General features: G+C 39.8%; 13 protein-coding genes. 12 read left to right on the top strand and 1 reads right to left on the bottom strand.

Annotated features, from left to right (window positions below; translation table 11 throughout):
• The first annotated feature begins 64 nt into the window (after positions 1-64).
• From ACTO1Y_RS04260 to ACTO1Y_RS04220, 9 genes are all read left to right on the top strand, one after another.
• Positions 65-439, top strand: a complete 375-nt coding sequence (locus ACTO1Y_RS04260) for a DUF1149 family protein (RefSeq protein ID WP_045614200.1) — start codon at positions 65-67, stop codon at positions 437-439.
• Between the two features lie 4 nt (positions 440-443).
• Positions 444-1292, top strand: a complete 849-nt coding sequence (locus tag ACTO1Y_RS04255) for a DegV family protein (RefSeq protein ID WP_441348472.1) — start codon at positions 444-446, stop codon at positions 1290-1292.
• 262 nt (positions 1293-1554) lie between these two features.
• Entirely contained in the window at positions 1555-2322 is a 768-nt protein-coding gene (gene dapB, locus ACTO1Y_RS04250; protein WP_441348471.1) for a 4-hydroxy-tetrahydrodipicolinate reductase, read from the top strand.
• Complete coding sequence (locus tag ACTO1Y_RS04245) at positions 2319-3518, top strand: CCA tRNA nucleotidyltransferase (RefSeq protein WP_441348470.1); 1200 nt, start codon at positions 2319-2321, stop codon at positions 3516-3518. The genes dapB and ACTO1Y_RS04245 overlap by 4 nt, the downstream gene beginning before the upstream one ends.
• Positions 3515-5383, top strand: coding sequence for an ABC-F family ATP-binding cassette domain-containing protein (locus ACTO1Y_RS04240; RefSeq protein ID WP_441348469.1), 1869 nt, complete (start codon positions 3515-3517; stop codon positions 5381-5383). The genes ACTO1Y_RS04245 and ACTO1Y_RS04240 overlap by 4 nt, the downstream gene beginning before the upstream one ends.
• Complete coding sequence (locus tag ACTO1Y_RS04235; protein WP_441348468.1) at positions 5383-5976, top strand: hypothetical protein; 594 nt, start codon at positions 5383-5385, stop codon at positions 5974-5976. Before ACTO1Y_RS04240 ends, ACTO1Y_RS04235 begins: the two co-directional genes overlap by 1 nt.
• Positions 5977-6115: 139 nt before the next feature.
• Entirely contained in the window at positions 6116-6628 is a 513-nt protein-coding gene (locus ACTO1Y_RS04230; RefSeq protein WP_006145170.1) for an adenine phosphoribosyltransferase, read from the top strand.
• A gap of 193 nt (positions 6629-6821) precedes the next feature.
• Positions 6822-7766: a homoserine O-acetyltransferase MetA gene (metA, locus tag ACTO1Y_RS04225; protein WP_441348467.1), complete on the top strand. Its 945-nt coding sequence runs from the start codon at positions 6822-6824 to the stop codon at positions 7764-7766.
• 8 nt (positions 7767-7774) lie between these two features.
• Positions 7775-8449 carry a DnaD domain-containing protein gene (locus ACTO1Y_RS04220; protein WP_303404259.1) on the top strand — a complete coding sequence of 225 codons (675 nt, stop codon included), beginning with the start codon at positions 7775-7777 and terminating at the stop codon, positions 8447-8449.
• Between the two features lie 46 nt (positions 8450-8495).
• Here the strand turns inward: ACTO1Y_RS04220 and ACTO1Y_RS04215 are convergent, their stop codons facing one another.
• Complete coding sequence (locus tag ACTO1Y_RS04215) at positions 8496-9947, bottom strand: alpha-amylase (RefSeq protein WP_441348466.1); 1452 nt, start codon at positions 9945-9947, stop codon at positions 8496-8498.
• 260 nt (positions 9948-10207) lie between these two features.
• Here ACTO1Y_RS04215 and ACTO1Y_RS04210 point away from each other — a divergent pair, with 260 nt between their 5' ends.
• Genes ACTO1Y_RS04210 through ACTO1Y_RS04200 form a run of 3 tightly spaced genes read left to right on the top strand, consistent with a single transcriptional unit; the run spans position 10208 to position 12889 of the window.
• A complete protein-coding gene (locus tag ACTO1Y_RS04210) occupies positions 10208-11371 on the top strand; it encodes a class I SAM-dependent methyltransferase (protein WP_441348465.1) in 1164 nt (387 codons plus the stop codon).
• Positions 11368-12045: a type I 3-dehydroquinate dehydratase gene (gene aroD / locus ACTO1Y_RS04205; protein WP_178895307.1), complete on the top strand. Its 678-nt coding sequence runs from the start codon at positions 11368-11370 to the stop codon at positions 12043-12045. Before ACTO1Y_RS04210 ends, aroD begins: the two co-directional genes overlap by 4 nt.
• Complete coding sequence (locus tag ACTO1Y_RS04200) at positions 12035-12889, top strand: shikimate dehydrogenase (protein ID WP_441348464.1); 855 nt, start codon at positions 12035-12037, stop codon at positions 12887-12889. Before aroD ends, ACTO1Y_RS04200 begins: the two co-directional genes overlap by 11 nt.
• Positions 12890-12902: the final 13 nt, after the last annotated feature.

The raw sequence follows: 12902 nt of genomic DNA, 5'->3' as shown, positions 1-12902 counted from the left end.
AAGTTAGCAGAAAATAAGAAAATATGTTACAATGTCAAAGTAAATTGTAACCATGGAGAATATGATGAATTTAAAACGTGAACAAGAATTTGTTAGTCAGTATCACTTTGATGCACGTAACTTTGAATGGGAAAATGAAAACGGAATTCCTGAAACAAAGGTTGATGTCAACTTCCAACTACTTCAACATGATCAAGAAAACCAAGTGACTTCTCTCGTAGTTGTTTTGAGTTTTATGATTGTCTTTGATAAATTTGTAATCAGTGGCACTATTTCTCAAGTTAACCACGTAGAAGGTCGCATCGTAGACCAACCAAGTGATTTCACTCAAGAAGAAGTTGAAACACTTGCTCGTCCTTGTTTGGATATGCTAAACCGTTTGACTTATGAAGTGACGGAAATTGCACTAGATTTACCAGGAATTAATTTGGAGTTTTAAAAAAATGAAATTAGCGGTCATAACAGACTCATCTGCTTTTCTACAAGCGGAAACCTTGCGGAAAGAAGATTTATTTGTGCTTGACATTCCTGTGAATATCGACGGACAGGAGTATGTTGAAGGTGTAAATCTAACCGCTCAAGAATTTTATGAAAAAATGGCTCGTTCATCTGAACTACCTAAAACAAGTCAACCAAGTATTGCAAAGTTGGATGAAATTTTATCATCATTAAAAGAAAAAGGCTATACTCATGTTTTGGGTCTCTTCCTTTCTTCTGGAATCTCAGGATTTCTCCAGAATATCCAATATATGACGGATGAGTTTGAAGGTCTAAGCATTGCTTTTCCTGATACTCGAATTACAAGTGCACCACTAGGTTTCATGGTGGAGAGTGTATTTCAATGGGTGGAACAGGGTGATGACTTCCAGTCTATACTAGATAAGTTAACAGAACAGATTGAAAACACCTCTGCTTTTATCATGGTAGATGATTTGAATCATCTTGTAAAAGGTGGTCGTTTGTCAAATGGTGCGGCTATTTTAGGAAATCTTCTTAGCATTAAACCAATTCTCTATTTTAATGACCAAGGTGTTATCGAAGTTTATGAGAAGGTTCGTACTGAGAAGAAAGCAACTAAACGTCTGGTTGAAATTGTCAAAGAAGTAACAAGTAATGGAAATTATCAGATTACTGTAATTCATGGGAATGCTCCTCAAAAAGCAGCCGATTTGTGTCAGCTTTTGCTAGATAGTGGAGTAGCTACAGATGTTGAGATTGCAACCTTTGGTAGTGTCATTGGAACCCACCTGGGAGAAGGAAGCATCGCTTTGGCATATACACCAATCGTCTAGATTGTTCTTACAGTCTTGGTATCTTAAAATTGAGCACAGACTATCTGCCTCTTGAAAAAAGATGCCTGTCTTGCCTTTCGTGTAAAGTCAGCGCTATTCCCTATTTTTCATGGGCAGCAAAGGTCCTTTGTATCTTAGAATTGAACACGCCTGGAACCCTGTGTGAAAAAGATAGTTCTTCCAAGGAGAAGAAACTCCTTGATCAGAACTCCTATTTTCACTTTGTGTTCTTACAGGCTTTGTATCTTAGATAGGAGTAAAGATGAGTATTCGAGTAATTATCGCAGGTTTTAAGGGAAGAATGGGCCAAGCTGCTTGTCAGATGGTTTTGTCTGATCCTGAACTTGAACTAGTAGCCGTTTTAGATCCTTTCGAGTCTGCTTCTGAATGGCAGGGTATTCCTGTTTTCAATAATAAAAATGATTTGGCAGGCTTTGATGCTGATGTTTGGGTGGATTTTACAACTCCAGCAGTTGCCTATGAAAATACACGTTTTGCTCTTGAAAATGGCTTTGCTCCAGTAGTTGGAACAACAGGCTTTACTAGTCAGGAAATCGAAGAATTAAAAGATTTTTCTCGTTCAAAAAACTTGGGTGGCTTAATTGCCCCTAACTTTGCCTTGGGTGCGGTCTTGCTCATGCAATTTGCGGCACAGGCAGCTAAATACTTCCCAAATGTGGAGATTATTGAACTTCATCATGATAAGAAGAAAGATGCTCCAAGTGGAACAGCTATTAAAACAGCTGAATTGATGGCTGAAGTTCGCGAATCTATCCAACAAGGTGCTAGTGATGAGGAAGAACTCATTGCTGGTGCACGTGGAGCTAATTTTGATGGTATGCGAATTCATTCGATCCGTTTACCTGGTTTGGTAGCCCATCAGGAAGTCATTTTTGGAAATCAAGGAGAAGGTTTGACTCTGCGTCATGACTCCTATGATCGTAGCTCCTTCATGACAGGGGTGAATTTGGGAATCAAGGAAGTTGTCAAGCGTCATGAGCTTGTCTATGGATTAGAACACTTACTATGAGATTAACACAAATGCCTTCTGAATTTCAGAAGGCTTTACCAGTATTAGAAAAAATTAAAGAAGCAGGATTTGAGGCTTATTTTGTTGGTGGATCCGTTAGGGATGCCCTGCTCAATCGTCCTATCCACGATGTGGATATCGCGACGTCATCCTATCCAGAAGAAACCAAGAAGATTTTTCCACGGACAGCTGATATTGGCATTGAGCATGGAACCGTCTTGGTTTTAGATGGAGATGAAGAGTACGAAGTAACCACATTCAGAACGGAAGATGTCTATGTAGACTACCGTAGACCAAGTTCAGTTTCTTTTGTTCGTTCGTTAGAAGAGGACCTCAAACGACGTGATTTCACAGTCAATGCCTTTGCCTTGGATGAGACAGGGGAAATCGTTGATTTATTTGATGGTTTACAAGATTTAGAAAATCAAGTTCTACGTGCAGTTGGTGTAGCTAGTGAACGTTTTAATGAAGATGCTCTACGAATCATGCGTGGATTTCGTTTCCAAGCTAGTCTTGGTTTTGAACTTGAACAAGAAACGTTTGAAGCGATGAAGACCTTAACGCCACTTTTAGAGAAAATCTCTGTGGAGCGTACTTTTGTTGAATTTGACAAACTTCTACTAGCCCCTCATTGGCGAGTGGGTTTGTCTTCTATGATTGCAAGTAAAGCTTATGATTATCTTCCAGATATGGCTGGTAGTCAGGATAAACTCCAGTTATTATTTGATTTAGAAGATCATTTCACTTTTGAATCTTCTGAACAAGCTTGGGCAGCACTTTTATGGGTTTTAAAAGTGGAAGATGCTCAAAAATTTTTAAAACATTGGAAGACATCACGACAATTTGCCAAGCAAGTACAGGATTTGTTGACTATTTTGTCTCTACGGGAAAAAGGAGAACTGAGCAAGCGTGATTGTTACCGATTTGATTTGGACTTGCTTCTACAGGCTGAAAATCTACGCAGAGCTCAAGGTAAAGAAGTCAATCTGCAAGCTATCACAGAAACCTATGAGAGTTTGACCATTCATGATAAGAAAGAAATGCAAATCAATGGTGGCATTCTCATCAAAGAATACGGCTATCAGCCAGGCCCTGAATTAGGGGATGTTTTAGAAGAAATTGAGTATGCTATTGTTGATGGAGAATTGGAAAATGACCGTCAAGCCATCCATGACTACCTAAGGGAGAGAAAATGAGTGACTTTATCGTTGAAAAACTAAGTAAATCCGTTGGAGATAAGACTGTCTTTAAAGATATTTCCTTTATCATCCATGACTTGGACAGAATTGGTCTTATCGGTGTCAACGGAACCGGGAAAACCACCCTTTTAGATGTGCTTTCTGGCGTTTCAGGTTTTGATGGTGATGTTAGCCCATTTTCAGCAAAGAATGATTACAAGATTGGCTATTTAACCCAGGATCCGGATTTTGATGACAGCAAGACTGTCTTGGATACTGTCCTATCAAGTGATTTGAAAGAAATCCAGTTAATTCGTGAGTATGAATTGCTCATGCTTAACTACAATGAGGACAAACAGGCCCGTTTGGAATGGGTCATGGCTGAGATGGATTCCCTCCAAGCGTGGGAAATCGAAAGTCAGGTCAAGACGGTTCTCAGTAAACTAGGCATTCAAGATTTATCAACTCCTGTTGGAGCTCTGTCTGGTGGTCTCCGTAGACGGGTTCAGTTGGCGCAAGTCCTTCTTGGAAACCATGATCTCTTGCTTCTTGATGAGCCTACCAACCACTTGGATATTGCGACCATTGAATGGTTAACTCTCTTTTTGAAAAATTCCAAGAAAACAGTGTTATTTATCACTCACGATCGCTATTTCTTGGATGCTCTTTCTACGCGAATCTTTGAGTTGGACCGAGCTGGTTTGACAGAATATCAGGGGAATTACCAGGACTATGTTCGCCTCAAAGCTGAACAGGATGAGCGTGATGCAGCTCTTCTTCACAAAAAGGAACAACTTTACAAACAAGAATTGGCTTGGATGAGACGACAACCTCAAGCTCGTGCGACCAAGCAACAAGCTCGTATCAATCGATTCCATGACTTGAAGAAGGAAGTTTCAGATACTAGTGTTGAGACAGACTTAAGCATGAATTTTGAAACTAGCCGTATCGGTAAAAAGGTCATCGAGTTTAAGGATGTTTCCTTTGCCTATGATGACAAACCGATTTTGCAAGATTTTAACCTTTTGGTCCAAGCCAAAGACCGTATCGGAATCGTTGGGGATAATGGTGTTGGGAAGTCAACTCTTCTCAATCTCATTGCAGGAAGTCTCGAGCCAACTGAAGGTCAAGTTATTATCGGAGAAACGGTTCGCATCGCTTATTTCTCTCAACAAATCGAAGGTTTGGATGAAAGCAAGCGGGTTATTAACTACCTGCAGGAAGTGGCAGAAGAAGTCAAGACCAGTGGTGGTTCTACGACATCTATCGCTGAGTTGCTAGAGCAGTTCCTTTTCCCACGATCAACGCATGGTACCTTGATTGAGAAGTTATCTGGTGGAGAGAAGAAACGTCTTTATCTCCTCAAATTACTCCTTGAAAAACCCAATGTGCTTCTCTTGGATGAACCAACAAATGACCTAGACATTGCGACCTTAACAGTTCTAGAAAATTTCTTACAAGGTTTTGCAGGACCAGTCTTGACAGTTAGTCACGATCGCTATTTCCTTGATAAGGTAGCAACTAAGATTCTTGCTTTTGAAGATGGAACCATCCGTCCTTTCTTTGGCCATTATACAGATTATCTAGATGAAAAGGCCTTTGAAGCAGAAGCAGTAACTCAAATCCAAAAGGCTGACAAGGAAAAAGTCGTCAAAGTCCGTGAAGAGAAGAAACGGATGACTTACCAAGAAAAGCAGGAATGGGCAAGTATTGAGGGTGACATCGAAGCCTTGGAAAACCGCATCTCTTCTATAGAGGAAGAAATGCTAGCAAATGGTTCTGACTTTGGGAAACTAGCTACCCTTCAAAAAGAATTAGACGAGAAAAATGAAGACTTGCTGGAAAAATATGAACGCTATGAATATTTAAGTGAGTTAGTATAATGGAAGAAACAATTATTAAATGGAGTAGTAAGAAAATCGTCTTGAGCCTTATTCTTTACCTACTAGAATTGGCTCTTCTACTTTGGATTTTTTCGTTTTTGATGAGCTATCCCGAAGAAGCACCTGCGGGATTGGTGGCTTTAATTCTCTTTATTGGTTTCTTAATCATCATCGTTGGCTTCATTTTGTATCAACATTTGCGACGGCTTTTTTCTGATAAAGAGTATTTGAAATGTACGGCTCAAGGATTTTCCTATAAACCATATCCAAAGAAAGACTGGCAGTATTATTCCTGGGGAGAGGTAGAAAAATTTGCTCTCACGAGAATTAAGGGTGGTAGAAATTCAAGGGATTTTTATATTATTGAGGTTCATTTTTATGATACAAATCTTTTGAACAATAGCTCTCTATGGCGACGTCTACGAAGTAGATTTACAAGTTCGAAAGATTCTAACGTTTTAAAAATTCCAATCCACTTGCTGGATGTGGGTTTGCCGCGAAGGGTATTTGAAACCATGTCCTACTATGAACGAGAGTGGCGCATCCAACAAAATCGTCAACGCAACCAAAACTCTAAAAGTAAAAAGAAGTAAGGATTTCATTGCCTGATTAACCATTTGCTATTGAAGAGCAAAGGGAAGTCTTGGACTAAGTACCAAGGCTTCTTTCTATTTTGCTTTTCTAGGAAATATGGTATAATAGGGAGTAAAAACTTAAAAAGAAAGAAATGCTATGAACTTAAAAGATTACATTGCAAGTATTGAAAATTACCCACAAGAAGGCATTACGTTCCGTGATATCAGCCCTTTGATGGCTAACGGAAATGCCTACAGCTATGCTGTTCGTGAAATTGTTCAATATGCTACTGACAAAAAGATTGATATGATCGTAGGACCAGAAGCGCGTGGATTTATCGTTGGATGTCCAGTCGCTTTTGAGTTGGGAATTGGTTTTGCACCTGTTCGTAAACCAGGGAAATTGCCACGTGAAGTGATTTCAGCTGACTACGAAAAAGAATATGGTGTTGATACCTTGACCATGCACGCCGATGCTATCAAACCAGGTCAACGTGTTCTTATCGTCGATGACCTCTTGGCAACAGGTGGTACTGTTAAAGCGACCATCGAAATGATTGAAAAACTTGGTGGTATCGTAGCTGGTTGTGCCTTCTTGATTGAGCTTGATGAACTTAAAGGCCGTGAAGCTATCGGAGATTACGATTACAAAGTGCTCATGCATTATTAAAGAAAAAACAGTCCTTAGGGCTGTTTTCTCTTCATAGTGATATAAAAAAAGGCTATACCTAGTTAGAGAAAAACTATAATTGAAAACTATATCTTCTTACAGTATAATAAAAGGAAGGACTATCGTCAGCTGATTTTCATTTGACGACTGCATGTTAACTTGAGCCTAGTATTGATACAGTAAGGAGATTTCTATGCCGATTCGAATTGATAAAAAATTACCAGCAGTTGAGATTTTACGAACGGAAAATATTTTCGTCATGGATGACCAGAGGGCGGCTCATCAGGATATTCGACCACTGAAAATTCTGATTTTAAACTTGATGCCACTGAAAATGGTTACAGAAACTCAGCTTTTACGCCATTTAGCCAATACTCCTTTGCAGTTAGATATTGAATTTTTATATATGGAAAGTCACCAATCAAAAACAACTCGCTCAGAGCATATGGAGACCTTTTATAAGACCTTCTCGGAAGTCAAAGATGATTATTTCGATGGCTTGATTATCACAGGAGCTCCAGTTGAGCACCTTCCATTTGAGGAGGTTGACTATTGGCAGGAGTTTACCCAAGTTATCGATTGGTCTAAGACTCATGTCTTTTCAACCTTGCATATTTGTTGGGGGGCACAGGCAGGTCTATACTATCGCTATGGCGTAGATAAATACCAGATGGAGCAGAAGCTTTCGGGAATTTATCCTCAGGATGTTTTAAAAGAAGGTCACCTTCTTTTGAGAGGTTTTGATGATTTATATGTATCCCCTCATTCTCGCCATACAGAAGTCCACAAAGAAGATATTCTAAACAAAACAAATCTAGAGATTTTAGCATCAGGAGAAGAGGTAGGAGTCTCTATCCTTGCGAGTCGAGATTTGAGAGAAGTCTATAGCTTTGGGCATTTAGAGTATGATCGCGATACGCTCGCAAAAGAATATTTTAGAGATATAGATGCTGGTTTAGATCCACATATACCAGAAAATTATTTCAAAAATGATGACATTCATGAACTTCCTTGTATGAGGTGGAGTTCATCTGCAGCCCTCTTTTTCAGTAACTGGGTAAATTATGCAGTATACCAAGAAACGCCTTTTGAGTGGAAGAGTGTAGAAGATGATGTGTCTCATTTTGGATACTTATAAGAGGAATTATGACATATTTAGATGCTTTTAAATCAGGGAACTTGGTGTTACCAAGTGAACTGCTCTTAAACTACAATCGACTGTTCTCGTCAAGCGATGATTTCTTGGTTTGGCAATTCTTTTACTTACAGAACACAACCGCTTTGGGTGAGCTGTCTCCAAGTCAGATTGCTGAAAAAATTGGCAAGCAAGTTACTGAAGTCAACCAAGCAATTTCCCGCTTGACTGATAAGGGGTTGCTTCAATACCGAACGATTGAACTCAATGGTGAAATAGAAGTAATTTTCGATGCAACTCTTGCCTTGGAACGTCTTGACCAACTTTTTGGGAAGCAGGAAACAAGTCAAGTACAGTCTGCACCAAATGATTTAAAGAGTTTGGTAGAAACTTTTCAACAGGAATTAGGTCGACTCTTGAGTCCTTTTGAAATTGAAGATTTGGAAAAGAGTTTGAAAGAAGACGGAACCAGTGCAGACTTGATAAAGGAAGCCTTGCGTGAAGCTGTTTTGAATGGAAAACCAAACTGGAAATATATCCAAGCAATCCTACGAAACTGGCGACATGAGGGTATTAAGAGTGTAGCCCAGGTAGAAGCGAAACGTCAGGAGAGAGAGGCAACAAACCCTCAAAATGTTCAAGTTTCATCTGATTTTAAAAATGCCATGGACCTTTGGAAAGACTAATATTTAGCAATAAAAAAACTTGCCTATGGCAAGTTTTTTTGTGCTCTTAATAAGTAATCCCCCAAACACTGACTGAACGCTCAGCAACTGGGAAGTCGCCGTATCCTTCGGCAGTAATAGTTACTTGTTCTGGATGGTTCCCAAGCAAATCAACAAATGTTCGATTTGCCCACTCTTGACCGACATACATGGTTTTGTAATTTTCTTGAGCGTTTGAGATAAGAACGGCGATAGGTGATTGGTTGTCAGTGCCAGAACGGACCCAACCGATACAATTAGGGTCATCAAAGTAGTCCGTTTGCTCACCGTAAGCTAACTCTTTTCGGATAGTTAGCAAACGGTTAAGGACATCTTTAAAGTCTTGCTGGGCAAATTGACCAGAAATACCGTAGTAGTCTCCGTAAAAGACACAGGGAAGACCCTGTTCACGCAAAAGAATAAGAGCATAGGCTGCTGGCTTAAACCATTCTTCAACAGTAGATTCGAGGGCTTGACCGCGTTGTGTATCATGGTTTTCGACAAAGGTCACAGCTCGATCCGGATTGATTTGAGCCAGACTATCATCAAAAATAGTTGTTAAATCATAGTCAGCTCCTGCCTGGCTTGCCTCAAAGAGATTCATATGAAGGCGGACATCGACAAGGTCAAAGCGCTCTTCAATCTTTTCGAGGTAGTCTAGGTTTGCATCCTTATCTGGATTCCAGAATTCTCCAAAGACATAGAAGTCTTGTCCATATTTCTCTTTGATGTCACGAATGAAATTACGCATAAAGAAAGAGTCAATATGCTTGACAGCATCTAAGCGGAAGCCTGTTACGCCAGTCGTTTCGATAAACCAATTTGCCCAGTCATAGATATTCTGGATGACTTCGGGGTGTTTGAAATCCAGGTCTGCGTACATGAGATAGTCGTAATTTCCGTTCTCATTGTCGACTAATTCTTCATGAGCCCAACCTTTGTTTTCTCCCTGAATGAGATAGATGCCAGACTTACGACGTTTAGCATCGTAGTCAGTTCCTGTGAAGTGGTACCAGTGCCAGTGAAAATCGTTGTAGGTGTTTTGTCTACCATCAAAAGTAAAACCGGTCCAGCCATTGATGGTGAAAGGTTCTCCTAGTTCGATTGTGCGGTCTTCTGGATCCACTTCGATAACTTGAAAGGATTCTAAATGATCTGCCGCTGCCTTGTGGTTTAAGACGACATCAGCCATCGGTTGGATTCCGTGAGATTTCAGTGTTTGAATGGCTTGGAGATAATCTTCTTTGAAGCCATACTTGGTACGAACAGTTCCTTTTTGGTCAAATTCACCAAGGTCGAATAGATCATAGACTCCATAACCAACATCTTTTTCGTTTGTAGCCTTAAAAGCAGGTGGCATCCAGATATGACTAATTCCTAAGTTAGCTAGGTGTTCAGCATCGTTAGTTAGTCGCGTCCAGTGTTTTCCATCGTGTGGGAGATACCACTCAAAATATTGCATTAGGGTTTGATTTTTCATAGAAAGTCCTCATACTTAACAATTTGACAATCATTTTACCACAAAGCTGTGCAATACGCAAACGTTTGCGCTGTAAAATATACGGGTGATATTTTATGTCCATTTTTTATCTTAGACATTGGAAAAATATAAAAGGGGAGACTGTTTGTTGAGAGCGATTGATGAAAATGAAGGATAAAGGGCCATCTTTCCTATGAAATCAATGTAGAAAACCAGTTTCTGTTTTGTGAAATTTCAACAAATTTGATATAATTGTATCTATGAAAAAAGTATTCGTCAGCCGGCGTGTCGAAAAAAAGCTGAATAAGGATCAGATGGTTTTGGAAGAGATTGACTTTCCAGAGCTATCTGAAACTGATCAAGAAGTTGAGCTTTTCAATCAAAGTAAACAGTTTTTAGGGAAGGCTTATTTATCCCATCAAAATAAGGGAATTGGATGGTTTGTATCTAACCAGAAAGTTTCTTTTGACCAATCCTTTTTTGAAAGTTTGTTTAAAAAAGCCAAACAAAGACGCGCTAACTACTATCAAGATGAGTTGACAACTGCCTTTCGTTTGTTTAATCAAGAAGGCGATGGATTTGGTGGCATGACACTGGATCTTTATGGAGATTATGTTGTTTTTTCTTGGTATAACTCCTATATCTATAGCCTTCGTCAAGAGATTATAGCCGCCTTTGCTCAGGTGTTTCCAGAAGTCCTAGGTGCCTATGAAAAAATTCGTTTTAAAGGTTTGGATTATGAGTCTGCTCACGTCTATGGTCAAGAAGCAGCTGATTTTTTCACTGTTCTTGAAAACGGAGTCTTGTACCAAGTCTTTATGAATGACGGCCTTATGACAGGGATTTTCTTGGATCAGCATGAAGTTCGTGGGAGCCTGGTTGATGGTCTAGCTATGGGGAAATCCTTACTCAATATGTTTTCCTATACAGCCGCTTTCTCAGTTGCTGCAGCCATGGGAGGTGCCAGTGAAACGACTTCTGTGGATCTAGCCAAGCGTTCGAGAGAACTATCAGAAGCTCATTTTTATGCTAATGGACTGAGTCTTGATCATCATCGATTGATTGTCATGGATGTCTTTGAATACTTTAAATATGCTAAGAGGAAGGGGTTGAGCTACGACGTGATTGTTCTGGATCCGCCTAGCTTTGCCCGAAATAAAAAACAAACCTTCTCTGTAGCGAAGGATTATCACAAGTTGATTTCCCAAAGCCTAGAGATTTTAAACCCCGGTGGAATCATTATCGCTAGTACCAATGCGGCTAATGTTTCTCGTCAAAAATTCACAGAACAAATCAACAAAGGATTTGCAGGAAGAAAGTACCAGATTTTAAATAAATATGGACTTCCAGCAGACTTTGTCTACAACGAAAAAGATGAAAGTAGTAATTACCTCAAAGTGATTACCATGAAGGTTAGTAAATGAAATTAATTGTTTCCGTAATGCCAAGAAGTTTAGAGGAGGCTCAGGCTATTGATGTGATGCGGTACCATGATGCCGATATCATTGAGTGGCGAGCTGACTTCTTACCAAAGGAAGCTATTTTGCAGGTAGCACCCGCTATTTTTGAAAAATTCGCGGGTCGTGAGCTTGTTTTTACCTTGCGTACTCGTGCTGAGGGTGGTCAAATTGAACTCTCGTCAGAAGAATATGTTCAAATTATCAAGGAAGTAGCCCAGCTTTATCAACCGGATTATATTGATTTTGAGTATTTTAGTTATAGAGATGTTTTTGAGGAGATGTTAGAATTTCCAAACCTGGTCTTAAGCTATCATAATTTCCAAGAAACACCGGAAAATCTAATGGAAATCTTGTCTGAGTTGACAAGTTTAAATCCTAAAGTTGTAAAAATCGCGGTTATGGCTCATACAGAACAAGATGTATTAGATTTGATGAACTTTACACGTGGTTTTAAAACACTAAATCCCGAACAAGAATATGTAACAATTTCTATGGGGAAAGTTGGTAAGGTCTCACGTATTACTTCGGATGTAACGGGCTCTAGCTGGTCTTTTGCAAGTCTGGATGAAGCTAGTGCGCCAGGACAGATTTCACTTTCTAGCATGAAAAAAATTCGGGAGATACTAAATGAAGATTGATGGCTACACACGTTTAGCAGCTGTAGTCGCCAATCCTATCAAACACTCCATTTCACCCTTCATTCATAACAGAGCTTTTGAAGCAACCAATACCAATGGGGTTTATCTTGCTTGGGAGATAGAAGGAACTGACTTGGCAGAAACAGTTGCCAATATTCGTCGTTATCAGATGTTTGGAATTAATCTTTCTATGCCCTACAAGGAGCAGGTCATTCCTTATCTGGATCAATTGAGTGAAGAAGCTCGTTTGATTGGTGCTGTCAATACGGTTGTGAATCGAGAGGGAACTTTAATTGGATATAACACAGATGGCAAGGGATTCTTTAAGAGCTTGCCTTCTTTTAAAATATCTGGAAAAAGAATGGTTCTGTTAGGGGCAGGTGGTGCAGCTAAAGCAATTTTGGCGCAGGCAATCTTAGATGGGGTCAGTCAGGTTTCTGTCTTTGTACGATCGGCTTCAATGGGAAAAACACAACCTTACTTAGAGAAGCTACAGCATGAAACAGGATTTAGAGTAGATTTGTTTGCCTTAGAGGATGCTCAAGAGCTCCAAGAGAACATTCGAAAAGCGGAACTCTTGGTCAATGCGACCAGTGTGGGGATGGATGGGGCATTTCAGCCAATCCCAACAAGCATTGTTTTACCAGAGAAGCTATTGGTAGCAGATGTGATTTATCAACCCTTTGAAACACCATTTCTAAAGTGGGCAAGGAGCCAGGGAAATCACGCTGTTAATGGCCTAGGCATGTTGCTTTACCAAGCAGCTGAAGCTTTTCAGTTATGGACCGGAAAGGAAATGCCAACAGATCAAATCTGGGAATTATTAAAACAAAAGTATCAATAAAGAAAGAGGAGAA

Source organism: Streptococcus sp. V728, from assembly GCF_052077995.1.
Lineage (GTDB): Bacteria > Bacillota > Bacilli > Lactobacillales > Streptococcaceae > Streptococcus > Streptococcus infantis_B.
Note: the sequence above shows the minus strand (reverse complement) of the source record. Positions and strands in the feature narration are given on the sequence as shown.